This window comes from Alteromonas sp. H02 (assembly GCF_059682525.1).
Genome location: NZ_CM185021.1, coordinates 1,813,532 through 1,837,096 on the forward strand (window position 1 = coordinate 1,813,532; position 23,565 = coordinate 1,837,096).

The following is a 23,565-nucleotide window of genomic DNA, read 5'->3' on the forward strand; positions in this document are numbered from 1 at the left end:
TAAGCAGACGGAAATACCCAAAGGACTGAAAGCCACATAAAAACAATAAAAAGGTAGCGCTAATGACACAACCAAACGATTTCGCCAGGGAAGACACTGACGACTGGGATAAGTACTGGAGTGGTGTAGGGGGGATTGGTGCTTTCACCGATGGTGGTGTCAGTCACCCGGCGATTACCGCTTATTGGCAACACTACTTTCGCACACTTTCTGCCAGCCAGGCCAACGACTCTTTGAAGATCATCGATATTGCCGGGGGGAATGGCGCATTGATTGAAACGGCCGGGCAGATTTATGGTGACGCGCAACTGGCTATTACATCGCTCGATTTATCCCCCGCTGCAATTCAACAACTCACCAAACGATTTCCCCATGTAAACGGGCTGGTTGCTGACGCGAATGCCATTCCTTTACAGGATAACAGTACCGACCTGGTGGTGAGTCAGTTCGGCATCGAATATGCTGGCGCCGACGCTATCGACGAAGCCATTCGGGTGGTTCACCCTGGTGGGAACATTGCTTTAATGATGCACTGCGAAAATGGCGTGATTTTTCATGAAAGCAGAATCAACCTGACGGTTATCCAACGTATCCTTAATTCGCATATTTTACCGTTGGCTAAATGTTTTTTTACCGCCCGTACTGAGCTTCATCGGGGCGGAGACAAACAGCGACAAAGTTTTCAGGCCCAGGCCGAGCAGTTCTGCGTGGCACTGGGAGTGCTCGAACACTGTATGTCAGAGTTTGGCACCGGCGCTGCAGGTGGGTTTGTGCATAAGCTCTATAACGATCTGGCTAATGTGCATGAATCTTTCGGGCAGTATGTGCTCAGTGAAGTACTTGACTGGTTATCTAACATCGAAGTTGAACTGGAAGCCTATAAAGGCAGAATGCAGGCAATGCTAGATGCGGCGCTGGCCGTGGATGAGTTTAACGAAATCACCGAAAAATTCCGACACAGTGAATTCACTCTTACGGTTGCTGACAAACTTTACAGCCCTGATAACTCGCAACCTCTGGCATGGGTAGTCGCGGCAGACGGGCAATAAACCATCTTTATAATTCGCACCATGCCAGTTAGCGTGATGGTAGGGGACTCACGCCGGCAAATATCGATAAGTCGTATATACTAAAAACAGAGACCAACAGCATCCCAATGACATCCAGCTATGTAACGATAAATATTGATGTGGATGGAAATCAATAAATGACAGTACCCTGGGGCTGCCGCCCGGAGATACAACCAACACATCTGCGCAATACCCGTTTTTTCGGCGTTTATATAAACATGGCGCCGTGTAGTAGCACCACTGAAACGATTTCACGGCCAGTGTATCGCTTCTCACACGCCACTTTTCCCGAGCATCTAAGCCTAAAGTATTGTAAAGATACAACATAAGTATGCTTAGAATAGGGCGCTTGGTTTGCACTATGTTTATTGAATTGCTGAATAGGGATGCAGTAATAATAATGATAAGACAGAGATAATGTCGCTCAGGATGCAACACAGGGCGTTTTTAATGCCAAATTCAGATGATTAACAGATTATGTTAGTAACTGTCAGCTATCGGCCGATATCAAATCTGGTCGGACTTTGCCGTCAGAAATTAATAATCGATTAACTGTTGTTGTGAAACTTTTGTAATTTATTTACACTTTCGAAAGTTTTATAACATATGTTGAACAGTCGATTTGTTTAATCACTGAGCAAACGCAACGCGATATCCGGGGTGTAAAGAGCTTGTTACTTGACTCCCTTATTGATCTCGTGTGACTATAAGACGTTCGTAGTATTGGTGTCAGTATGGCAAATACTACCTTCCTAAATATAGATAAATTTTATACGCCCCTTGCGAAGCAGTATTTTTATTACAAGTCGCAAGGATTCAAATAAGAAATTGGTTGGGAACTATGTCCAAAATGAGCAAGAGAACTCTTATTGCTTCTACTATGATGGGTGCATTCGCACTGACTGGTAGCGCAGTCGTCTCTGCAACGAATCTGAGCGATCTTCACAATGAAGAAGCAAAGATTCATGCGGCTGCAGCGAAATCTCAGGAAAAAATCAACTCACTCTTCGAGCAGTCACAAGATCTGTTGGTAGAATACCGTGGTGTTGTTGATGAAACTGAAAACCTGAAGATCTACAACGATTACCTGGCAAGTCTGGTTGCTGACCAGCAGCGTGGTATCGACTCTTTACAAAAGCAAATCGACAGCATCGAAGATACCAAGCAAGGTATCGTTCCTCTGATGTTCCGTATGATCGACAGTCTTGAGAAATTCATCGAGCTGGACGTTCCAATTCGTCTTGAAGAGCGTAAAGAGCGTATTGAAAGACTGCGCGACCTGATGGCTAACTCGAATGTAACCGTTTCCGAGCAGTTCCGTCAGGTGCTTGATGCATACCTAATCGAAACTGAATACGGCACGCGCATCGCGTCTTACCAGGGTACTCTGGATGATAACGGTACTGAAGTAACCGTTGACTTCTTTAACCTGGGCCGTACTGCAATGCTTGCTCTGTCTCTGGACCAAAAACACGCTTGGGTTTGGAACAATGACACCCGTTCTTGGGAAGCACTTGGTGACGAATATCTGGGCTCTGTAAACGAAGCTGTGAAAATGGCTAACGGTTTGGTCCCAGCAGAACTTATCAAACTTCCAATTAAAGCAGCGGAGTAAGCGTTAATGAAACCAGTATTTAAATCTCTACTCGCCGCTGCGACGGTAGCGGTTATGTCTTCAACTGCGGTAGCTCAGGAGCCGGCATCTCTGCAAGACCTGCTGAACTCTGTTAAAGCTAACCGTGCTTCTGAAGCAAAAATCAACGCACAGCGCGAAGCCGAGTTCCAATCTGCCCGTGCCGACAAGCAAGCATTACTGCGTAAAGCTGAAGGCGAGCTGAAAGCTGAGCAAGACCGTGGTGACCGTCTGCAAAAGCAATTTTCTGACAACGAAGTAACGTTGAACGAAAAAGCGGCTGAACTGGAACAGGCTACCGGTACTTTAGGTGAGATGTTCGGTGTGGTACGTCAGGCATCTTCTGAAGCTTACGGCCGTATCGCAACGTCAATCGTAAGTGCTCAGTATCCTGGCCGTGACGAGTTCCTCGCTCGCATGTCTGAAGAATCCAAAGGTCTTCCTAACATCGACGAACTGGAAGAACTGTGGATTTCACTGCAAACTGAAATGACTGAACAGGGTTCAGTAGTTAAATTTACTACTGACGTAATCAACCTGGACGGTGGTACTAACTCTCAGGAAGTACTGCGTGTTGGTACATTTAACTTAGTAGGTGACGAAGGTTACCTGACTTACGACGACGAGAATGACATTGTTCAGCCTCTGGGTCGTCAGCCAGACGGTTACCTGGTTTCTGCTGCTAAAGATGCACGTGAAGCAAGCTCTGGTTTCGTACCTTTTTATGCTGACCCTTCACGCGGCCAAATCTTAGGCCTGTTGAAGCAGAAAGCCACTATGTCTGAGCGTTATCACGCTGGTGGCGTAGTAGGTTACGTAATCACTGGTATGCTGGCAATTGGCCTGTTAATTGGTCTGTACAAACTGATCACCCTGACTCTGGTTGGTGGTAAGATCCGTTCACAGCTGAAAAATCCTTCTGCTCCTTCAGACAAGAACCCGCTGGGTCGTATCCTGAAAGTTTACAGTGAAAACAAAAACGTTGACGCTGAAAACCTGGAACTGAAACTGGATGAAGCTATCCTGCGTGAACTGCCAAGCATTGACTCTGGCGTTAACGTAATCAAAATCTTTGCAGCAATCGCACCTCTGCTGGGTCTGTTAGGTACAGTACTGGGTATGATCGCTACCTTCCAAACCATCACACTGTTCGGTACTGGTGACCCACGTATGATGGCAGGAAGTATCTCTATGGCACTTGTAACTACCGCGCAAGGTATTATCGCAGCACTGCCATTAATCCTGACGCACAGCATCGTTGCCTCTAAGAGCAAGCAAATCGTTCATATTCTGGACGAGCAAACTGCAGGCATCATTGCTGCTCACGCAGAGTCGGAGAAAGCATAATATGGTTTACCTGATTGGATTATGGGAATCGGTCAGGGACTTTATCGCTACCGGCGGTGACGTGTTATACGCTGTTGCTGCCGCGCTCTTTCTCATGTGGGTATTAATGATTGAGCGCTACTGGTATTTGACGTCAGTGTTTCCAAAAATGAAAAAGCAAATCATTCAGGATTGGAACGCTCGTGCAGATACTAAGTCATGGTATGCGCATAGAATCCGTGAAGCGTGGATCTCCGAGGCTTCAGATAACCTGAACGCCAGAATGCTTATCATTCGAACCCTGGTAGCTATGTGTCCGCTAATCGGACTACTGGGTACTGTAACTGGGATGATCAGCGTGTTTGAGACTATGGCAACGCAAGGTACGAGTAACGCACGTCTGATGGCGGGTGGTATCTCGATGGCAACTATCCCGACAATGGCGGGAATGGTCGCGGCGCTGTCAGGGCTGTTTATCAGTACTCGTCTCGAGGCGAAGGTTAAGATTGCGCGGGAAAAGCTAGTTGATAGCTTGCCGTATCATTAGAGAGAGAGATTATGGCTCGAAAAGTCAGAACCGAAGAGGAAGATGCAGCGATTGATATGACGCCTATGCTGGACATCGTATTCATCATGCTGATCTTCTTTATCGTGACAACGGTTTTCGTTAAGGAAGCCGGTATAGAAGTTAACAAGCCCGATGCGAGCCGAGCGTTCTTACATAAAAATGCTAACATTTTCATTGCGATCACCGAAGATGGCGATGTCTGGTTAGATAAACGCGAGGTGTCTGTTGACAGCGTCAGGGCAAACTTAGAGCGATTACTTACGGAGCAACCAACTGATTATGTGTTTATACAGGCTGATATTAAGGCTAAACACGGGGTGGTTGTTGAAGTTATGGACCAGGTTAAAGCCGCAGGCATTGACCGTATTGCAGTAGCAGCGAGGAACTAGTATGGGTAGAATTATCGCCTCTATAGTCATCGGTGCAGCCGTAGCATTTGGTCTGTTCGTAGTAATGGCTAAACTTATTGAAAACTCAGCGCGTCCGGTTGATGAAATTCCGGATGCACCGGTTATCGATATCGTTATGCAGCCGCCAGAAGAGGATACGCAAACACGTACCCGTGTTCCGCCACCTCCTCCTCCTCCGCCACAACAGCCACCTAAAATGGAGCCTGTTGAGCCGGAAGAAGCTGAGCCGGATGCAGACGGATTCAGCCTGGATATACCAGGTGTCGATACCGGTGGTGTTGGTGTAAACATTGGTGGTGTTGGTGCGATGCAGAGTGATGGTGATGCGACACCTATCGTTCGTATCGATCCTAAGTACCCGCCACAGGCAGTACGTGATGGTAAAGAAGGCTGGGTTAAGCTTCAGTTTACTATCATGGAAGATGGCTCTGTTGATGACATCGATGTAATCGATGCGAATCCAAAGCGTATCTTCGACCGTGAAGCCCGTCGAGCTCTGGCGAAGTGGAAATACAAGCCGAAGATCGTTGACGGTAAGCCTGTTAAGCAACCAAATATGTTTGTACAACTAGACTTTAAACTGGAGCAATAATCATGTTGAAATCCACAATGTTTAAAAAGTCACTGGTAGTAGCGGCATTTACTCTGGGCTCAGCGATTGCGTTGCCAGCCGCAGCGCAAAGCTCGGCACCGGTAGTGTGCCCAGGCTACGAGAAAGGTACAACCAACCTGGTTGGTGAGCGTGTAGGTAAAAAAGTACAGAAGGCTTTTGAGGCTTATAACGAAGACCTGATTGATGACGCGATCACAATCCTGTCTGAAATTGAAGCGAAAGAAGACTTTGATAAAGCTTATGTAAACCGTTTCCTCGGTAATATCATGGCGACTAAAGACGGCATGGGGCCAAAAGCTCTGGAACTGTTAGTGTCGTCGGTAGAGACTAAGGTGTTAAACGACCTTGAGCACTCGCAAACGCTCAAGCTTGTTGCTGACCTTAGTCTGCAGGAAAAGGAATACGAGCAAGCGGTTAAGTACTATCAGGCATATCTCGACTTTACTTGTAAAGAAGACCCTGAAGTTTATACCCGTATGGCCAACGCTTTTTATGAGCTCAAGCAATACGACAAGCTTATCGATCCAGCTAACAAAGCTATCGCGTTATATGAAGAGCCAAACAAAAACCCGTATGTACTGAAGTTATCTTCGTACTATGAGCGTAAGATGTATAAAGAAACCGTTGGGGTTGCTGAGGACATCGTTAACACGTTCCCTGAAGAAGGTAAGTGGTGGGTTCAGTTAGGTCAGTTTTATCTGATGATCGAAGACTATAAAAAGTCTTTAGCGACATTAGAAATTGCATATAACCAGGGCTTTTTAGAAAAACCTAATCTGGTAAAAATGTTGTCTCAGTTGTACGCAACAAACAATATGCCTTATCGCTCAGCCAAGGTGCTGGCAGAGAATATTGCGAACGGCAAGATTGAGAAAACAGCAGATAATCTGGCGTCTGTAGCGAACAGCTATCACCAGGCGATGGAGTATGAAACTGCTGCACAGTATTATCAGCAAGCGGCAGAAATGTCGTCTGATCCAGAATTTTACCGTAAGCAGGGTGTGCTGCTGCTGGTTGCAGAGGATTACAAAGGTGCTATTACAGCGCTTTCTAAAGCTCTGGAACGTGGCGTAGAAGACCCGGGCAAAGTTCACTTTAGCTTAATGGAAGCTAACTTTTATGCCGGCGACTTTAAACAAGCCTACGAGCATATTAAGGAAGCGAAAAAGGACAAGACATTACGCAGAAATGCCAATGCCTGGGAGCCTTACATCAAGCAGAAGGCGAAAAACCGCGGTATTAATATCTAATTGAAAAAGCGCCTTAACGGCGCTTTTTTTATCTCTGTTATCCTCATTCTTTATTACACTTATCGGGTAAGAACACGGCCGAGATGGCTGATGATAAAGCGCTCCGTTTCACGCTTGCCGCTCAGCCTGTACCGCTCTGTAAGCTTATTAAGTGAGTTACTGTTTGCCACAAAGTCCTGTAGTACAGCCTTGCTCTCGCTTTCTGCTATGTCCTCTGAATGTGTTTCAAGCAGCCACGCAACACTGCCACGGGCATGCTGAAGACTTCTGCTTCCGTTAACAACCTGCTCCAGTATGGCTAAAGTGCACGCTTGAATACTATCGTTAACTGCAAAAGGTAGAATAGCGGGTTGATAGCCAAATGTTTCCGGTGCAGGGTGGAGCAATAACTCCTGACTATAACGCTGGGCAATAAGCGCCTGAATATCGATCATCGTCTGACTTAATGGCAGAAACATGAGTAAACTGTATTCACCACTTGAGGCGTCACGTTTTAATCCCGGTTTAGTGGGCACAAAGTCATTGGCGTTCCAAAAGGCAGTCAGAGTAGGGGTTGCACCATAAGAAGTAGTCAGTGCGTCCACTCCCGAAAACTTTGCCTGTTGCAGCAAGCTGTTGATTAAGTTGCTGGCGATGCCTTTACGCCGGAAACGGGGTAGGACGGCGATTCGGTTAATACGCCAGTAAGTTGCAGTCGCCATAACTGTAGACGCCAAAAGCACGCTTAAGCCCTGGGCGGATAGATGCCCGTTTACCCGTCTGGCACCGCAGGCAATGTCATTTGCAACGTCTTTGAGTAATGGGCCGCCTTCCTGTTGATAATTGAGTACGCCGATCACCTGATTGTCGCTGACCGCCAGTAACGTATTATTGGCTGGCGAATCATAGAGGCGTACTAATTCATCAGCCGTGGTCTGATAGTGGGCTTGCATTAGCAGCGGTAGCAACTGGCGGTTAGTTGGACTATCGAACTGTTCTTTATCAAGCGCCTCATAGTTGAAAGTGTTGCCGTAGTGAGAATTTCCAGACTCCACTTCATTAATAACAAAACTTGTTGTGTCTATACACAGCGCGTGGTACCAGAAATGCTCCAGCGGATCACCTTCAAACCAGCGAATGGGCGTTTGTAGTTCGTAATGGTGGATATCCGGCCGGTGTTGCTTAAGCCAGGGAATAAAGCGGGTGATAAAGCCTCTACCAGACCCTTCATAGCCTCTTACTGTCGTACTTAGCAACAGATGCTTAGCCTGGTTGCAAAGTGCTGTGAGCTGGGGCACCGGAATGCTTGCGGCTTCGTCGATAAGTAATAGTGTAGATTCGGTGAGTGTAGCCAGCGAGGGGTGGTCAAGTGGCAGCCATTGGCAAGTCAAATCATTAAATGTAACTTGATGACGATCAAGCTGCTTCGCCTGAGGGCAGGTTAGCAGGACGCCGGCAAATACCTGACTTACTGACTCTGCATAACGGCTGGTAATAATCACAGACTGTGCTTTTGTAGCCATATGGTGCCCGGCAATCATGCCCAACAGGGTAGATTTACCTCTGCCGCGGTCGGCAGTGAGCAGTGCGCTTTCAATTGGTTGGCCGCCAGTAATAAGCTTGAACAGGCGTTGTTGTTCCGCCGATCTGAATGGTGAAGGCGGGGCAACCGGTGGCTGTACAGCAATTACTTCAGGTAACTCTGGCTCGTAATTTTCGCGCAATATGGCAACGCTTGAGTCTGTCCCGAACTGCATGAGTATAGCGGCCCGCAATTGGCTGAATTGGAGTTGTTCTCCATAACTTAAATAGTGGCCGGTGGATGCCTCGGGGTATGCTGGCCATTCGTTAAAGTCCGGACAGCACACAACCATCAGCCCACCCTGAGTAACCGTCCCGGCAATGGCCAGAACAGCATTAGGGCGAAACGCCTCAAAGGTATCAACAATGGCCAGGCTGTATTCTACGCCGAGAATTTGCCGGTAGGCGGCGATGCTTAGTGAGTTATTGTCAGGGCACAGAAATGTACCGAGAAGCAGAGTTTCGTGGTTACTATACCGCTGTGTTAGTTGTTCAATAACGTCTTTGCAGTAATGCGCAGAACCGCTCACTACCAGCAGTTGGCGGTGAGCATTGGGAGTCTTCTTAAGCGCAGTATTCCAGTCGGATAGTGCGGCTAACGTCTTCGCGCTGGGCATATGAGCAAAACGCCATTATGGAAAATAGCTATTGTACCTGTTTGTGGAGTGGCCACCAATGCAGCCATAAGCATTAACGGTACATTACCACTTTGCTAGTAAATCCCGGGCTTCGGTTAACTGCTGTTCTGACAATGCAGCAGCGAGTTGATCGTTGTGGATTGGCGCCTGATTAAAACATAAATAGTTAAAGGCTAGTTCGTGACAACAGCGGATCCGCTGATTCACTTTTGCATCCGGCTCCTGACACAATCGCCATAAGGTCTGATTCACCTTACTGGTAAAGCCCCATCTGACCAGTAACAGTGATGAGGCGCCATACAGGCACAGGTTATGCTCTGCAGCCAGGCCAGACTGAAACTCATCAAAACTGGAAGCGCTTTGCCACTGTTCAAAAAACAATGAGGCATCGAGGTGTTCGGTATGGAATATTAAAAGTAAGGCCAGTGGTCCAAACAGAATGAGCTGGGCAATCAGGGCTTTATCCTCGTTGCTGTATTCGCCGGCAAATAACGCCTCAAATAAGGCATTACTTAACAGCATGGCGTCTATCAGCCGCTCAATATTCGGATGGACACTTTGCACTGTGAGGTATTGCTGGGCGGCAAATAACACCGCCAGGTTTCTCACGTTATTCACGCCAAGATTACGGCCGATAGCCTGTTCAAGAGACTGAGGCACGGATCCGTAAAGGGCTTTACTGGCTTTACCTATGATGTGTGCGAGAAATACAGGGTCTGGTTCGATGAGCTTTACCAGTCGGCTGACTGAAAGTTGATCATCAGACAGATTCACAATATGACTGATGGTTTCCGGCAGGGGAGGCAGGTTTTCGGTTACTTCGATCAGTGCCTGGTTACCCCGCTGGAATCGCAGTCGGCTGCCCACCTGACGCAACTGGCCAGGGCTTATGCCGGTAAACTCCTTAAAACTGCGGTCGAAGGAACGGCGATCGGAAAAGCCCAGTGACTCAGCCAGCACATCCACTTTCTCGCCGCTCAGTAAACCATTTATGCTGCGTTCGTGAATGTGCGATTTTAGCAGGGCATTGAAAGACAGTTTTTCCTGTTTGAGTTTGCGCCGAAACACCGACTCAGACATGCCCAACAGTTCGCCAACCGCCTCAGAGCGAATTCTGGCAGGCGTATCAAACTGTTTAAACGCATCGACCAGATCCTGTTTAAAGCCTCCTTCACCGGCAGGTTGCAGGTTTTTAACCAGCACAAGTTGCAATTTTGGACTGTAAAAAAACGATGGGCTGGCTAACCATCTGGCGTCGAAAGTAACAGCCGGTGCCGGATGGTGGTGGGCGCAATGAGCTTCACTAACGGATGCTAACAGCCACTCGGAGTGCTCGTGAACCAGTTCAACCTGGTTAAAATCGAAATTTCGCCCGGCCAGGTGACGAAACAGCGCCAGCAGAAAAGCCACCACAAAGGGTTCCATATCCGCCAGAATGCCAGCTTTTACTGTGAGCGTTACCTGACTTTCTGTTTTGTTGATATGAATTTCTTCTGATGCTTCAAATAATGGCGTGTCGAAAGTGTGTAAAGCATCCAGAGCGGCATTGATATCCCGGGCCATGGATAAAAAACAGTGAAAAGTACCCATCTTGTTAAAATCAAGATAACCCAGTAAAGACTGGCCAATCCGTTGCGGTGAGTCACTCTTACTCAGGAGTGCTAACTTTTCATTCAGGGCCGTAACCGGATAATCACCGCTTTCAATATCGCCAAGCGCTGATAGCGCGGTAGACTCATCTTCCGTTGTCAGGCTCTTATCCCGGCGTAATGATAATAACGCCCGCGTAACAGCTGACCAAAACGTTCCTGTATAGGTAACAGACATATCAGTTTTTCTATCCCTTGCAATTCTCCCACCATAATAACGACTTTTGCCCGGGTGTTAAGTGAGGACAGACAAAATTGTCCTATAGTTCGATAAAATGTGTCCTATTTTGATTTTTCGGCTGCGCTACCATTAACTCCGCAGTTTGATGATGCACAAAGCCAAACTTGTTGTGAAGCAAGGACGGAAAGCCACGGGCCTTTAAGTCGAAGGTGGCCGGGTTACTCAGAGTCAGTACAGTTTTTAGGTATTGATTAGTAGTTAAGGATTAAAACATGAAGTTGGCCAGAAAATTATGTTCAGCAATCGTCGCCTGCGGTATGGCAGCCTCTGCCAACGCTGGTGTTATCAATTACGATGTGGACTTTGATACCGCTACTTTTGAAGGCATGAGCCGTCAGAACAACGGCGATAGCGATTATTTTGTACAGAACAATGGTGCAATCAGAATTTACTCAGATTCCTGGTTTGCGATTGATTTGGAAGACACGTTTGGCGTTGATTCAGTTAATCTGGACGATCCGCTGACAAACTATACGCTGGATTTCAGATTCCGTTTATTCCAGCGCATTGGCGATGGTGGCCAAGCCAGAGGTGTACCTACCTCACTTCCTGAAATTGGTGGTTTGTTCTTTGCTGATTTCTCTGGTGGTCAGACTGACGCGGTTTCCAGCCAGTCGTTTAACCTGGTTGGCACGCAAAACTGGGGACTGGACGATTTTTCTTATACCAACGATCGCTGGCAACGTTTCTCAATCGATCTGGATAACTACCTGAGTGGCAGTTTTACCCACATCGTCTTGGTAAACGATTGTGACCGTGAGTGTGGCAACACTCAAGTACGTTTTAGAGATATGACGTTGTCTGAGGTTAGCGCGCCAACCGCATTGTCGCTGGCAGTACTCGGACTCGGCATAACAGGCTGGCGTCGTCACCGCCGGTCTGTATAAAGCTCTTTATCCGGGAGCAATTAAGCAACGCCCACCACGTCACGGTGGGCGTTCTTATTTCTGCTGAAAAATACCTCTGCGTAACAATCTGTTAAACAGTTGCAAATCTTTTAAGTCTTGGTAGACTCCATCGCGCATTCAAAATGCATTCACCAAGGGGTGCCGGAAACGGCTGAGATCCATGATGTGGGAACCCTTAAACCTGATCCGGATAATACCGGCGTAGGGATGGTTACAATCAAGCCTTATCACCTGCCGTTAAAAGCCGGATCTTTTGGTCATCATTGCACAAGAGATCCAGTATGAAATTACCTAAAACTCTGTTTTCTTTATCTTTACTGAGTTTATCTGTCAGCGCTTTAGCTGCTGAGCAACAAGACATCGAAAAAGTCACCGTATACGGCGACTTTCATCAGCGGGCCCTGGCTCAACTGAGCGCCAGTGCCTCAATCATTGATAATGCACGTATTCAAAACCGTCAGGCTGTGCACATTGAAGATTTACTGCGAGTAGCGCCAAACGTAAATTTTGCAACAGGTGCCTCGCGGGGACGCTTTGTGCAGATTCGCGGCATTGGCGAGCGCAGCCAGTACGCCGAACCGATTAATCCATCGGTGAGCATTATGGTGGACGATTTTGACTTTACCGGACTTGGCGCTGCTGCACTGCTGTTTGATTCCCAGCAGGTTGAGATTTTCAGAGGCCCTCAGGCTACGGTGTTTGGTACCGGAGCACTGGCAGGCGCAGTGTTAATTAAATCCACTCAGGCCAAGGAGCTAGACGCCGATTACGTTCAGCTCACTGCGGCGACTAAGAGTAGCTATCGGGTGGAAGCCGGTAAGAGTGTTGAGGTCGCAGATAACCTGGCCATACGCGGTGCATTAGTGCACAACCAGAGCGATGGTTTTGTACGCAATACTTTCCTTAACCGCGACGACACCAACAATATTGACGAAAGTGCTATTCGGTTAGCGGCGAGCTACGACTACAGCGATGAAGTATCGTTAACCGTTAATTACCGCTGGTATGATATCGACAACGGGTTTGATGCCTTTTCTTTGGATAACACTCGCGAAACACTGTCTGACGAGCCCGGGTTTGACCGCCAGCAAACCCATGCTATCAGCGCTAACCTGCTAACCCGGCTGGATGGCGGCGACCTACACTTTATAGTTACTCACGCCAGCCACAATATAGGTTATGCGTATGACGAAGACTGGACCTATGATGGCTTTCATCCGTGGGGATATACCTCTTTCGATGCGTATTACCGCGATGTAGAGACCAATACTGTGGAGTTACGCTTCGTCAGTGGCGATCAATGGCGTTTATTTAACGACACGACCTCCTGGGTTATCGGCTCGCGGGTTAAGAACAATAAAGAAGATCTACTTCGTCAGTACACCTATGCTGATGGCGATTTCGTGAGTCAGTATCAGCCCATCACACAGGCTGTTTACGGTCAGTTGGAAAGCCAGTTAACCAATGACTTATTGCTGACCTTTGCATTACGTGCGGAGAACTATGATTTTTCTTACGGCGACAATGCCGGCCTCAGCGGTGAGCAAGATTCCACAATGCTGGGCGGCAAGCTGGCACTGAGTTATCAACTTGGGCAGCAACTGGTTTATGCCAGTGTTTCCCGTGGTTATAAAGGCGCCGGCATTAATCCCGATCAGAACGTGTCTACCGACAACCGCTTCTACGACGAAGAGTACAACTGGAACTATGAAATCGGCATGAAAGGGCGACTGGCTGACCAGTTAACCTCCCGCGTGGCATTTTTTGTCATGAAACGGGAAGATACGCAGGTCAGTGACTACGAACTGCAGTATCGGGATGACGGCTCAGCGGAGTTTATTGATATTATCAGTAACGCCGATTTAGGTACCAACCAGGGCGTTGAGGTTGAGCTTAGCTGGCAGGCAACTAACAACTGGAACCTGAGCTTCTCGGGTGGGTACCTGGATGCCTATTTTGAAGATTATACCCGCGCTGACGGCACTACTGTGACCGAGCAGCAGCAGGCTCAGGCGCCCGAGTTTACTGCCAATTTACTCAGCCAGCTGGATATCAACGAGTCAATTCGCTGGAATGTTGAAGTGGATTTTGCCGATCGCTATCGCTTTTCTGATGGCCATGATGTGACGGCACCTTCGCGTACATTGGTGCATACTCAGCTAAGCTGGCGAATAGAGAACTGGGAAACACAGCTGTGGATCAACAACGCGTTTGATGAAACTTACTATACCCGCGGTTTTGGCGGATTCAGTAACGATCCCCGCGATTTTTACGAATTTGATGAACCCTATTATCAGTTGGGTAACGGTCGTCAGACCGGTGTTACTGTTCGTTATCAATTCTAGGAGCGCATTATGCAGGTGATGGTTGAGTTATCGTTGTACCCATTGGTGAATGACTATATCGGGCCAATCAAGGCCTTTATTGAACGGCTGAATAGTTACAGAAACCTTACAGTCATCACCTGTTCTACCAGCACCCAGGTGCATGGTGACTACACCGAGGTGATGCAAGTGCTGGGCGTAGAAATGCAGCGAACCCATGAAGAAGTCGGGCAGGCGGTGTTTGTGGCTAAATTTCTTAATTTTGATGCCATGAGCAGTAAGTAGGGCAGAATGGAACAGATCCTTTCTCAATTGGTTGAACAAATTGTCGCGACCTCACTGGCAGAATGGCTGGCTGTTGTGCTGGCCATCGCCTATGTGCTGCTCGCTGCCCGGCAAAGTGCCTGGTGCTGGCTGGCAGCCCTCACCAGCACTGCTATTTACACCTGGTTGTTCTGGCAGGTGGCGTTACCGTTTCAATCGGCGCTGAATCTGTTTTACATGGTAATGGCGGTTTACGGCTACTGGCAGTGGCATCATAAACCGGGCGAAGATAAATCAGTGCAGTCACGATCGTTGAGCTGGCATGTGCTGGCGGTGTTCGGTTTAACAGCAGTGGCCGTAGGCTTAGGTAAATTAGCCGCAACGCAGTTTAACAGTGAGTACCTGTGGCTTGATGCGGCTATTAATGTTTTCAGTGTAGCGACCACCTTTATGGTGGCGCACAAAATACTGCAAAACTGGATCTACTGGTTTGTCATCAATACCGCCGCAGTGTTCCTGTACTGGCAAAGCGGATTAATTCTGTCTGCCTGCCTGTTTTTAGGGTATGTTGGCTTTTCAGTTTACGGATATAACCAATGGAAACAGGAATGGTCAGAAAGGTATCTGACAAACAACTAAGCGACTTTATTACCGGGGCCTGTGGCGCATCGCAATTATCTTTTGAGCCGGTTCGTCAGGGCCTGGCTAACAGTGTATTCCGGGCAAGCAGCGGCGGGCAAAGCTGGGCGGTAAAATTGCTGGGGCCGGCCACGTTCAGTGCCGTTAACTACACTGTTGTCGCTAAATTGCAGCAGCAACTGGCCGTTTGTGGTCTGGCGCCGGTGGTTACCGCTTATGATCCGGCATTACGCATTTGGATTGAAGAGTGGGTCGATACGCCAGACCAACAATCACTGGATATTGAGCGACTGGCGCATTCGCTGGCCAACATCCATCAAAGTGATATTAGTGCGCCAACCCTAGCCCTTTTGCCATGCTGGCAACATTACCTGGAACAGTTACCCACTAAAGCCGCACGATGCTACTCGGCTGAAAGAGATAAGCTTGTGCCGGTGATTTCCCAGTTCAGTCATTACCAGGACTTTTGTTTTTGCCATAACGATCTGTCGTTTGCACACCTGGTAGGCGCGTCACGCAATAAAGTGGTCGACTGGGAGTACGCGGCTACCGGTAACCGTTATTTTGATATTGCCGCCTGCGTGCTTATTAATGAGCTTAACGGTGAACAACAACAGCAGTTATGTGACGAGTATGCGCACCAGGCAGGCAAATCGCCAGACTTGGTGGCAAGGAGCGTGGCTGCTTTTTTACCGGTGGTGGATTTTACCAATCGTTTGTGGACGGCGGCTGCCGAGAGGAATCCGGGCTAATAATTCGCCGTTGCGTTTAATATTTGCGCGCTTAAACGCGATTTTAGTCATTTATTGTAAAAATACTTTACCTTTGAAGGCGCATACGTATAATTCACAGCGCGCTAGGGGTGTAGTTCGAATTGGTAGAACAGCGGTCTCCAAAACCGATGGTTGGGGGTTCGAGTCCCTCCACCCCTGCCACTTTCCCCTTTGTTCTGATAAACTCCTGTAACTCATTTCCTTACACAGAAAAATCATCGCTTATCATGGCATTCGCGTTAACTGATTATCAAATTGCTGCATTACAAGAAATGCAAATTCCGGTTTGGCAGCCGCAAGGAAAACTGGCAGAACCAGCCGGTGAAGTGCCTGACGTGGCAGAAAAAGTGAAATCAGAACCCGTATCGCAGGATACCGCTCGCTCGCATCTGCAACGCATAAAAGACAGTGTATCCGCTAAGCCTGCGCCATCTCAAACGGCTAAAAAGGCTGATGAACCGGTAGCCCCTCCGGCACTGCAGGAAGTCAAAGCACAGCAGGCGCCACAATTTTTTGCCGATCTGCTTATCGCTGTGCAGGGCCTGGCCATGGAAACCGTTCCTCCAGTTAAAATGGGCGCTCCGGTATCAGTCTCGCAAACGGCGATTACGTTGCCGGTAGCACCGGATAAACTAACCTATCAACATAAAAAGCAGCTCTGGCGGGCATTGTGCGCACTGAGCTAGATTTATCACAGTTAAACATTACTCAGGCCGATGAGTCTCTCGCTGTAGCAGCCCATTCCATTCATTGTGAAGCCCAGTATGCGCCGTGGTCTGAGGCCACTTTTCTGGATTGCACCACATCACCTTACGAATGTTGGGTGATGCTCAATGACGGGCAGGTTATCGGGTTTGCCATTTTACTGGTGGTGCTGGACGAAGTGACCCTGATGGACATCGCTATCAGTGCAGAGCTGAGAGGACAAGGTGCCGGTAAACGGATGCTGGATTTTGTGATTAACCGCTGCAAACAGCTGAATGCGTCAGGCTGTTTTCTGGAAGTGCGCGAGTCGAATGTAGCCGCCCACACACTTTACTCAAATAGCGGCTTTGCATTACTTGAGCGGCGTAAAGGCTATTATCCTACCAAGGATGGCAGGGAAGACGCGCTTATGATGTACTTACCAATAAGTGCTGACAGCCATCACGCCAATCCTGTTTAAAAGTCCATACTGGCAAAAATTACCACCGAGGATTTTTCTGCTGACTGGACGTCATTGGAATTATTTTCCGGGTATAGGGTCACGCCGGTTATCGCTTCCACATACCGCACATCAGCATATCGCACTTTGCCGTTGCCCTGTTTGGCATACAGGCCAAGGGTTAGCGGGTAGCCCATTAACTTTGTTTCATAGGCAACACTGATCCCCCGGGTATCGATAGCCTCCACGCGCTGATAGGGAATATCAAAGTCGATAACGCCGTTGCTGTTATCGGTGAAAAAACCAATTTGCAGAGCGGTATCGGTAGATAGCGGAATACGAAGTCCCAGAGAGTAATTGGTTATCTGTTTCAGCTCACGGGTTAAGTCGATATCATCGAGTACCACATCCTCTTTTTCAACATGGCTGTAGTAATCAACCTGACTCGATATAACCCAGCCGCGATGTTGGTATGCAGCGCCAAAAGACAGTAGAGAAGGTTGGTCCTGGTCTTTATCCGTGCGAATAAAGTCTGGAAACGTGGTGTCGGGCGAACCGTTTAACAGGGTGATGATGGGCGCAACAATAAGGTTATTAGAGCGATAATTCCGATTGATTGATTCACTGTGAACGTAATGTGCCCCAACACTCAAAGCATCATCCTTATATAACACACTCAGCGATGGCTCAATCAGATACTGTTTTTCATTTATGCGTCGCCGGGCATCAAATCAGGATGTAAATGAACCGGTTGGCGTATACATGGTAATTGCTGCACCGGAAGTTTGCGATAAGACCTGTTCAATGTATTTTAGCGACAAAGAAAAACCCAGCGCCCATCGGTCATTAAGACGGTAGGACAAGGCGCCGCCGAACTTGTAAGCGGCATTGTCGAAATCGTAGGTGACGGTTTCAATAACACTCTGTCCGGGCGTAGTCGCGGTAGCCGGTAACTCATAATTGGAACTGCTATCATTCCTTTCCTGAGAATAATCGGTAACCGTAAAGTAGCTGCCGTAACTCCATTGCCCGGAACTGGTGCTGATGCCAAGAAATCCGGGCACAACAGAGAAGGAGGTTCGGGCAAAGTCAGAGCCGTCGGTATACACGTTTTTAAATTCTGTGTCTTCAAACGCCAGGGTGTTCACCGAAGCCGACTTTGCATTTGCCTGAAAAGACAGCCCGGCAGGGTTGTAGTGCATCGCTGACTGATCGTCCGCCAATGCCACATAGGCACCACCATAACCGATGGCTTTACCGCCTACCAGCAGGTTGCCGTAATGGTACTGGTCTGCCAGCACTGTTGAAGGGAGTGCAACCAAAGCACTCAATAATCCCACTGACGAACACAACCTCATAGAATACTTCCCTGAAACCAGATATTACCAATATGAACCAAAAGCGGCACTTTGTGGCTAGATTATAAAATGACCAGTGGTATTGCCACATTTAATTTCAATTTGGTCAGTAAGTTAGCCGTTGAGGTCTATCACAATACTGAACGAAACCGGGCACTAATATTCGCTGAATCGAATTTCCAAACGCTTTGAACCATGTTATTAATAAAATATAAACAGGGTATTAACGTCAGGTGATGAGCTGTCTATGTCCAGCGCTGTCGCAATGCGAATAGATAAAAATAAGTATGGTAGTGCGTCCAATCATTATTTGACGGCACTCTTTGAGGTGGCCGAACAAAATAACCTGGACGCCAGGCGCCTGCTTAAACATTGCCAGATTGACCCGGCTGCCATCGGTAAACCCGGACTGCGCGTTAAGACCGAGCGGTTATCCAGACTGCAAAGTCTGGTTTGGCGGTTACTAAAGGATGAGTCGGCTGGCTTGTGTGGCATGCGCCTTAAACCAGGTACCTACGAAATGATGGGCCAGGTGACAGTTCACCAACCTACGCTCAGGTTGGCGCTACAAAAAGGCATAGCGTTTTATAATCTTATTCTGACCGATAATTTTGTTGAGCTGGACGTGCAGGCAGATGAAGCAACTCTCACAATCAACTTACCTCACCCGGAAAAAGACCATAAGTACCTATTTGCAGAGATGACTTTACTGGCCTGGCACCGGTATTCCTCGTGGCTAATCGCCAGCAGTATTCCGTTGTCGAAAGTTCAGTTTAATTATCCGCCACCGCCACATGTGCATGAATACCACTACCTGTTTCCGGGTGAGCATGAGTTTAAGTGCGATAAACTGGCCATTACATTCTCTGCTCACTACCTTGCTAAACAGGTTAAACAAAGTGAGGGGCGCTGCATTCTTTCATGCAATGCTGTCCTCTGGAATTGTTCCGCCAATATAAATCCGATTACACTCTTACCTCTGACATCCGGCACCTGCTAAGCAATGATATTGAGAGCGGCCTGTTAACCATTGATGCGGTTGCATCAATGCTGCACATGACCAGTCGTACGCTTATGCGCAGACTAAAAGACGAGGGCACCTGCTTCCAGCAAATCAAGGATATTGTCAGAAGGGATCGTGCCGTCATGCTACTTACCCAGCGTGCAACACCAATAAACCTGATTGCAGAATCTGTCGGATTTGCTGATCCTGCCGCTTTTACCCGTGCATTCCGTACATGGACCGGAGAAACCCCCAGAAAATTCAGAGCGCTTCACAAAGAAGAAGCGAGCTGAATCCAGCCCTTTTTTCTAAAGAGTAAAGCCGTTTTGTTACGGGAGATCATTACCGGTACTAGTCTCATTTTTATGCAAAAAGTACTCATTGTCATTATTTGACAATTATTTCGTCACTTTCTGCTATTTTACAACCAGGTACATAATATTAACATCTGGGATAAGATTGGAAGGTCACGTTAACATCAACCTGGCCGACCATTAATTAAACAGAGTGAATGTTATGAATCAGCACCCGTCCGAGATCCTCGACAACAGCAAAATGAGCCGGCAACAGGTTATTGCTGTTATTTTGTGCATTGCATTAAATGCACTGGATGGATTTGATGTACTGGCAATCAGCTTTGCCTCTCCAGGCATCGCCGCAGAGTGGGCAATCAATCGTACTGAGTTAGGTGTGGTGTTGGCCATGGAACTACTCGGCATGGCTTTTGGTTCAGTTTTTCTGGGCGGTTTTGCCGACAAAATTGGCCGTAAACCCACAATTCAAACCTGTTTGGTGGTGATGACCGCAGGGATGTGCTTTTCGGCGTTTGCTAACTCGGTAACCACTTTACTGGTGGTGCGGTTTATTACCGGCCTTGGGATTGGCGGTATGCTGGCGTCAACTAATGCCATGGTTGCTGAGTATTCTAATAAGAAGTTCCGTCACCTGTGCGTTATTCTGATGGCGACCGGCTACCCGGTGGGAGCGATTATTGGCGGTTCTATCAGTTCAGTATTGCTGGAAACCTACAACTGGCGTTCGGTGTTTATTTTCGGCGGTGTGGTAACCGGTGCCTTTCTGATTATTGTCCAGTTATTCCTGGCAGAGTCAGTGGTGTACCTTGCCTCCAAACAACCTGCTAACGCGCTGGAGCGAATTAACCGTTCTTTACTGGCCATGCAAAAGCCGCTGCTCACGGCACTACCGCCGCTTGCGCCTAACGCGGGGAAGAGCTCTTTTGTTGCCTTATTTACACCGCAATTACGGACTACCACGCTGTTATTGGTTGTTGCCTATTTTGCGCAGATTATGACCTTTTATTTTATCTTAAAGTGGATCCCAAAAATTGTGGTTGATATGGGTTTCCACCCTTCTCAGGCCGGGCAGGTATTGGTGTGGGCCAATGTGGGCGGCGCTATCGGCGCTACATTGCTGGGCTTATTCGCTTCCAAATTACCGCTTAAACAATTGCTGATCGGTGTATTGTTCGCCGGTTTCGTAATGGTGTCGGCTTTTGGTATCGGCTATGAATCACTGGGGCAGATGGCGTTGATTTCAGCGGCAACCGGATTTTTTACCAACTCGGGCGTGGTGGGTTTGTACGCCTTAATGGCCCAGGCGTTCCCACCTCAGGTTCGAGGATCCGGCACTGGAATTGTGATTGGCGTAGGACGCGGTGGCGCAGCGTTAAGCCCGGTTGTGGCCGGCATTCTATTTACTCAGGGCGTGTCATTACAGGGCGTGGCCATTGTAATGGGAGCGGGGGCCGTGGTGGCCGCTATTACTGTCTTTCTGCTTGGTCGAGTGCAGCAATGTAGGTCTGCGCAAGATGCAAGTCCGATTTTAACAAAGCAAACTTGCGATAATTAAGGGGATTGAGGAATGAAATTCACCCGATTAAACCCAGTGACTGGTGAAGTTGCCAGCGAAGCAGAAGCCATGCAGGCGGCTGATATGGCGGCGGTTGCTGAAAAAGCCCAACAAGGGTTTGAAGCATGGTCGAAGGTCGGCCCTAATGCCCGCCGGGCGGTGCTGCAAAAAGCGGCAACTGCGCTGGAAAGCAAACAGGACGCCTTTGTTGCTGCCATGATGGGCGAGACCGGCGCAACGGCGGGTTGGGCAATGTTTAACCTGATGCTGGCGGCTTCAATGTTACGTGAGGCCAGCGCGCTGACTACGCAAATTAGTGGTGAGGTTATTCCCTCAGATAAACCTGGTTGCATGGCCATGGCGCTGCGCGAGCCGGTGGGCGTTATCCTGGGCATTGCCCCCTGGAATGCCCCGATTATTCTGGGCACCCGGGCGGTGTCTACTGCACTGGCGTGCGGCAATGCGGTAATCCTCAAAGCTTCTGAGATTTGCCCGCTCACACACTCGTTAATTATCGAAGCGCTGGCGGAAGCTGGCTTCCCTGAGGGCACGGTTAATATTGTGACGAATTCTCAGGATGATGCTGCTGACGTAGTGGGAGCGCTGATAGATGCTAAACCGGTGAAACGGATCAATTTTACCGGCTCTACTGCAGTGGGCCGGATTATCGCTCGCCGCGCTGCCGACAACCTGAAACCCTGTTTGCTTGAGCTGGGAGGCAAAGCGCCTTTGCTGGTGCTGGAAGACGCAAACCTTGACGAAGCTGTTAAAGCGGCTGCCTTTGGGGCGTATATGAATCAGGGGCAAATTTGCATGTCCACCGAACGTCTGGTGGTGGTCGACAGCATTGCCGATGACTTTGTAGCCGCGTTTAAAGCGAAAGTTTCCACCATGGAAACCGGCGATCCTCGCGAGGGTAACACTCCACTGGGTGCGGTTATCGACATGAAAACCGTTGAAAAAGTGAATGCTCTGATTGATGACGCGCTGAGTAAGGGAGCCACCCTGGTAACCGGTGGTAAAGCTGACTCGGTACTCATGCCCGCCACCATTTTAGACGGCGTTACCGAAGACATGGCGATTTATGCGGATGAAAGTTTTGGTCCGGTGGTCGCGGTGATCCGCGCTAAAGACGAAGCCGATGCCATCCGCATTGCGAACGACAGTGAATATGGCCTCAGTGCTGCGGTATTCACAACGGATATCGCCAATGGTCTGAAAGTCGCTAAGCAAATCAAATCAGGTATCTGTCACGTAAACGGACCAACCGTACACGACGAGGCGCAGATGCCTTTTGGTGGCGTAGGCGACTCCGGTTACGGCCGTTTTGGTGGCAAAGCCGGCATCGATCAGTTTACTGAATTACGCTGGATAACGGTGGAAACCGAACCTGGTCATTACCCAATTTAACTGTCCGGATGCATTGCCTTCTGCGATGCAGAGCATCGAATGCATCCCCATACTATTTTGCAAGAGGATTTAAACGTGTCAGTAGAAAGAAGTGAAGAAGAAACAGTAAAGGTAATTGTTGAGAACAAAATTGCCTGGGTGTACTACAACCGCCCGGAAAAACGCAACTGCATGAGCCCCAAACTGAATCGGCAGATGATGCGCGTGCTGGAAGATCTCGAGTACCGTGACGATGTCGGTGTACTGGTGTTGTCTGGTGAAGGGACAGCCTGGACAGCCGGAATGGATTTAAAAGAGTACTTCCGCGAAAACGAAGCAAAAGGCCTGGGGGCAACCCGTAAAGCCCAGCGTGAAGCTTACGGCTGGTGGCGTGCATTACGCTGGTATCACAAGCCCACTATCGCCATGATCAATGGCTGGTGTTTTGGCGGTGGTTACGGGCCGTTGTTCAGCTGTGATCTGGCGGTTTCTGCAGAAGATGCCACCTTTGGCCTGAGCGAAATCAACTGGGGAATTTTACCCGGTGGCGGTGCCAGTAAAGTGGTGGCCGACCTGATGCCGCTGCGCAAAGCCATGTATCACGCCATGATGGGCGAAAATATCGACGGTAAAACCGCAGTAGAGTGGGGTCTTGTCAACGAAGCGGTGCCAGCCGATCAACTCAAAGCACGGGTTACCGAAATGTGTAATGTGTTGCTGGAGAAAAACCCGGTTGCACTTAAGGCCACTAAAGACGCTATTCGCCGCGTGAAAGAAATGACCTACGACAATGCTGAAGACTATCTGGTGCGCGCTCAGGAAGCGGCTAACAGCTTTGATAATGACGGCCGTAAGGAAGGCATTAAACAGTTTATAGACGATAAAACCTATAAGCCTGGATTAGGGGCTTATGACAAATCCAAGCAACAAAACTAA

The 23,565-nt window shown here is 48.5% G+C and carries 23 protein-coding genes, 1 tRNA gene and 2 riboswitches; of the genes, 20 read left to right on the forward strand and 4 right to left on the reverse strand.

The annotated features are described in order from the left end of the window. Positions 1 to 62: 62 nt before the first annotated feature. The 7 genes from AC566Q_RS08330 (at position 63) to AC566Q_RS08360 (ending at position 6,870) form a co-directional block, all read left to right on the forward strand. A complete protein-coding gene (locus tag AC566Q_RS08330) occupies positions 63 to 1,049 on the forward strand; it encodes a class I SAM-dependent methyltransferase (protein WP_499615661.1) in 987 nt (328 codons plus the stop codon). Positions 1,050 to 1,920: 871 nt separating this feature from the next. Next, positions 1,921 to 2,685: a DUF3450 domain-containing protein gene (locus AC566Q_RS08335; protein ID WP_499615663.1), complete on the forward strand. Its 765-nt coding sequence runs from the start codon at positions 1,921 to 1,923 to the stop codon at positions 2,683 to 2,685. Between the two features lie 6 nt (positions 2,686 to 2,691). Continuing rightward, positions 2,692 to 4,050, forward strand: coding sequence for a MotA/TolQ/ExbB proton channel family protein (locus tag AC566Q_RS08340; RefSeq protein ID WP_499615666.1), 1,359 nt, complete (start codon positions 2,692 to 2,694; stop codon positions 4,048 to 4,050). A gap of 1 nt (position 4,051) precedes the next feature. Beyond that, positions 4,052 to 4,576, forward strand: a complete 525-nt coding sequence (locus tag AC566Q_RS08345) for a MotA/TolQ/ExbB proton channel family protein (RefSeq protein ID WP_105934498.1) — start codon at positions 4,052 to 4,054, stop codon at positions 4,574 to 4,576. A gap of 11 nt (positions 4,577 to 4,587) precedes the next feature. Then, positions 4,588 to 4,986, forward strand: coding sequence for an ExbD/TolR family protein (locus AC566Q_RS08350; RefSeq protein WP_105934499.1), 399 nt, complete (start codon positions 4,588 to 4,590; stop codon positions 4,984 to 4,986). A 1-nt stretch (position 4,987) separates the two neighbouring features. Beyond that, positions 4,988 to 5,599: an energy transducer TonB gene (locus tag AC566Q_RS08355; RefSeq protein ID WP_499615669.1), complete on the forward strand. Its 612-nt coding sequence runs from the start codon at positions 4,988 to 4,990 to the stop codon at positions 5,597 to 5,599. Positions 5,600 to 5,601: 2 nt separating this feature from the next. After that, positions 5,602 to 6,870, forward strand: coding sequence for a tetratricopeptide repeat protein (locus AC566Q_RS08360; RefSeq protein WP_105934501.1), 1,269 nt, complete (start codon positions 5,602 to 5,604; stop codon positions 6,868 to 6,870). Between the two features lie 59 nt (positions 6,871 to 6,929). Here AC566Q_RS08360 and AC566Q_RS08365 read toward each other — a convergent pair whose 3' ends face one another. Both AC566Q_RS08365 and AC566Q_RS08370 read right to left on the reverse strand, forming a co-directional pair. After that, entirely contained in the window at positions 6,930 to 9,047 is a 2,118-nt protein-coding gene (locus AC566Q_RS08365; protein ID WP_499615672.1) for a GNAT family N-acetyltransferase, read from the reverse strand. 84 nt (positions 9,048 to 9,131) lie between these two features. Then, positions 9,132 to 10,895, reverse strand: coding sequence for a helix-turn-helix domain-containing protein (locus AC566Q_RS08370; protein ID WP_499615675.1), 1,764 nt, complete (start codon positions 10,893 to 10,895; stop codon positions 9,132 to 9,134). Positions 10,896 to 11,045: 150 nt separating this feature from the next. Further along, positions 11,046 to 11,124: riboswitch (cyclic di-GMP riboswitch) on the forward strand. 46 nt (positions 11,125 to 11,170) lie between these two features. Between AC566Q_RS08370 and AC566Q_RS08375 the strand changes: the two genes are divergently transcribed. The 8 genes from AC566Q_RS08375 to rimI all read left to right on the forward strand — a co-directional run bounded on the left by AC566Q_RS08375 (position 11,171) and on the right by rimI (position 17,031). Next, complete coding sequence (locus AC566Q_RS08375; RefSeq protein ID WP_499615678.1) at positions 11,171 to 11,845, forward strand: hypothetical protein; 675 nt, start codon at positions 11,171 to 11,173, stop codon at positions 11,843 to 11,845. A 145-nt stretch (positions 11,846 to 11,990) separates the two neighbouring features. After that, a riboswitch (TPP riboswitch) is annotated at positions 11,991 to 12,091 on the forward strand. 56 nt (positions 12,092 to 12,147) lie between these two features. Then, entirely contained in the window at positions 12,148 to 14,211 is a 2,064-nt protein-coding gene (locus AC566Q_RS08380) for a TonB-dependent receptor (RefSeq protein WP_499615680.1), read from the forward strand. A 9-nt stretch (positions 14,212 to 14,220) separates the two neighbouring features. Beyond that, on the forward strand, positions 14,221 to 14,475 hold the full coding sequence (locus AC566Q_RS08385; RefSeq protein WP_499615683.1) for a YkoF family thiamine/hydroxymethylpyrimidine-binding protein: 255 nt from the start codon (positions 14,221 to 14,223) through the stop codon (positions 14,473 to 14,475). Between the two features lie 6 nt (positions 14,476 to 14,481). Next, positions 14,482 to 15,093 (forward strand): nicotinamide riboside transporter PnuC, encoded by a 612-nt coding sequence (gene pnuC, locus AC566Q_RS08390; protein ID WP_499615686.1) that lies wholly within the window; start codon positions 14,482 to 14,484, stop codon positions 15,091 to 15,093. After that, on the forward strand, positions 15,063 to 15,845 hold the full coding sequence (locus AC566Q_RS08395; protein WP_499615689.1) for a phosphotransferase: 783 nt from the start codon (positions 15,063 to 15,065) through the stop codon (positions 15,843 to 15,845). Before pnuC ends, AC566Q_RS08395 begins: the two co-directional genes overlap by 31 nt. 106 nt (positions 15,846 to 15,951) lie before the next feature. Beyond that, positions 15,952 to 16,028: transfer RNA gene (locus AC566Q_RS08400), tRNA-Trp, on the forward strand. Between the two features lie 65 nt (positions 16,029 to 16,093). Further along, the gene (locus AC566Q_RS08405) at positions 16,094 to 16,552 is read left to right on the forward strand and encodes a hypothetical protein (RefSeq protein ID WP_499615692.1); all 459 of its coding nucleotides are present in this window, start codon (positions 16,094 to 16,096) and stop codon (positions 16,550 to 16,552) included. Continuing rightward, positions 16,537 to 17,031 (forward strand): ribosomal protein S18-alanine N-acetyltransferase, encoded by a 495-nt coding sequence (gene rimI, locus AC566Q_RS08410; protein WP_499615695.1) that lies wholly within the window; start codon positions 16,537 to 16,539, stop codon positions 17,029 to 17,031. The genes AC566Q_RS08405 and rimI overlap by 16 nt, the downstream gene beginning before the upstream one ends. On the opposite strand, the gene AC566Q_RS08415 is transcribed toward rimI, so the two are convergent. Both AC566Q_RS08415 and AC566Q_RS08420 read right to left on the reverse strand, forming a co-directional pair. Next, entirely contained in the window at positions 17,028 to 17,663 is a 636-nt protein-coding gene (locus AC566Q_RS08415; RefSeq protein WP_499615697.1) for a hypothetical protein, read from the reverse strand. The two genes, rimI and AC566Q_RS08415, sit on opposite strands and share 4 nt — an antisense overlap. A gap of 78 nt (positions 17,664 to 17,741) precedes the next feature. Then, entirely contained in the window at positions 17,742 to 18,368 is a 627-nt protein-coding gene (locus AC566Q_RS08420) for an outer membrane protein transport protein (RefSeq protein ID WP_499615700.1), read from the reverse strand. A 247-nt stretch (positions 18,369 to 18,615) separates the two neighbouring features. On the opposite strand from AC566Q_RS08420, the gene AC566Q_RS08425 reads away from it, so the two are divergent. The 5 genes from AC566Q_RS08425 (at position 18,616) to AC566Q_RS08445 (ending at position 23,565) form a co-directional block, all read left to right on the forward strand. Then, positions 18,616 to 19,368, forward strand: coding sequence for an AraC family transcriptional regulator (locus AC566Q_RS08425; RefSeq protein ID WP_499615703.1), 753 nt, complete (start codon positions 18,616 to 18,618; stop codon positions 19,366 to 19,368). 47 nt (positions 19,369 to 19,415) lie between these two features. Further along, positions 19,416 to 19,664, forward strand: coding sequence for a helix-turn-helix transcriptional regulator (locus AC566Q_RS08430; protein WP_499615706.1), 249 nt, complete (start codon positions 19,416 to 19,418; stop codon positions 19,662 to 19,664). Positions 19,665 to 19,887: 223 nt separating this feature from the next. Then, the gene (locus AC566Q_RS08435) at positions 19,888 to 21,240 is read left to right on the forward strand and encodes an MFS transporter (RefSeq protein WP_499615708.1); all 1,353 of its coding nucleotides are present in this window, start codon (positions 19,888 to 19,890) and stop codon (positions 21,238 to 21,240) included. A 12-nt stretch (positions 21,241 to 21,252) separates the two neighbouring features. Next, positions 21,253 to 22,650: an aldehyde dehydrogenase gene (locus AC566Q_RS08440; protein WP_499615710.1), complete on the forward strand. Its 1,398-nt coding sequence runs from the start codon at positions 21,253 to 21,255 to the stop codon at positions 22,648 to 22,650. 75 nt (positions 22,651 to 22,725) lie between these two features. Continuing rightward, positions 22,726 to 23,565 carry a p-hydroxycinnamoyl CoA hydratase/lyase gene (locus AC566Q_RS08445; protein WP_499615711.1) on the forward strand — a complete coding sequence of 280 codons (840 nt, stop codon included), beginning with the start codon at positions 22,726 to 22,728 and terminating at the stop codon, positions 23,563 to 23,565.

Coding starts and splice junctions, on each gene's coding strand:
- AC566Q_RS08395 (WP_499615689.1), top strand. CDS start 15,063: ATGGTCAGAAAGGTATCTGACAAACAACTAAGCGACTTTATTACCGGG.
- AC566Q_RS08440 (WP_499615710.1), top strand. CDS start 21,253: ATGAAATTCACCCGATTAAACCCAGTGACTGGTGAAGTTGCCAGCGAA.
- AC566Q_RS08335 (WP_499615663.1), top strand. CDS start 1,921: ATGAGCAAGAGAACTCTTATTGCTTCTACTATGATGGGTGCATTCGCA.
- AC566Q_RS08350 (WP_105934499.1), top strand. CDS start 4,588: ATGGCTCGAAAAGTCAGAACCGAAGAGGAAGATGCAGCGATTGATATG.
- AC566Q_RS08345 (WP_105934498.1), top strand. CDS start 4,052: ATGGTTTACCTGATTGGATTATGGGAATCGGTCAGGGACTTTATCGCT.
- AC566Q_RS08405 (WP_499615692.1), top strand. CDS start 16,094: ATGGCATTCGCGTTAACTGATTATCAAATTGCTGCATTACAAGAAATG.
- pnuC (WP_499615686.1), top strand. CDS start 14,482: ATGGAACAGATCCTTTCTCAATTGGTTGAACAAATTGTCGCGACCTCA.
- AC566Q_RS08430 (WP_499615706.1), top strand. CDS start 19,416: ATGCTGCACATGACCAGTCGTACGCTTATGCGCAGACTAAAAGACGAG.
- AC566Q_RS08330 (WP_499615661.1), top strand. CDS start 63: ATGACACAACCAAACGATTTCGCCAGGGAAGACACTGACGACTGGGAT.
- AC566Q_RS08375 (WP_499615678.1), top strand. CDS start 11,171: ATGAAGTTGGCCAGAAAATTATGTTCAGCAATCGTCGCCTGCGGTATG.
- AC566Q_RS08340 (WP_499615666.1), top strand. CDS start 2,692: ATGAAACCAGTATTTAAATCTCTACTCGCCGCTGCGACGGTAGCGGTT.
- AC566Q_RS08435 (WP_499615708.1), top strand. CDS start 19,888: ATGAATCAGCACCCGTCCGAGATCCTCGACAACAGCAAAATGAGCCGG.
- AC566Q_RS08380 (WP_499615680.1), top strand. CDS start 12,148: ATGAAATTACCTAAAACTCTGTTTTCTTTATCTTTACTGAGTTTATCT.
- AC566Q_RS08385 (WP_499615683.1), top strand. CDS start 14,221: ATGCAGGTGATGGTTGAGTTATCGTTGTACCCATTGGTGAATGACTAT.
- AC566Q_RS08370 (WP_499615675.1), bottom strand. CDS start 10,895: ATGTCTGTTACCTATACAGGAACGTTTTGGTCAGCTGTTACGCGGGCG.
- AC566Q_RS08425 (WP_499615703.1), top strand. CDS start 18,616: ATGTCCAGCGCTGTCGCAATGCGAATAGATAAAAATAAGTATGGTAGT.
- AC566Q_RS08355 (WP_499615669.1), top strand. CDS start 4,988: ATGGGTAGAATTATCGCCTCTATAGTCATCGGTGCAGCCGTAGCATTT.
- AC566Q_RS08420 (WP_499615700.1), bottom strand. CDS start 18,368: ATGAGGTTGTGTTCGTCAGTGGGATTATTGAGTGCTTTGGTTGCACTC.
- AC566Q_RS08365 (WP_499615672.1), bottom strand. CDS start 9,047: ATGCCCAGCGCGAAGACGTTAGCCGCACTATCCGACTGGAATACTGCG.
- AC566Q_RS08360 (WP_105934501.1), top strand. CDS start 5,602: ATGTTGAAATCCACAATGTTTAAAAAGTCACTGGTAGTAGCGGCATTT.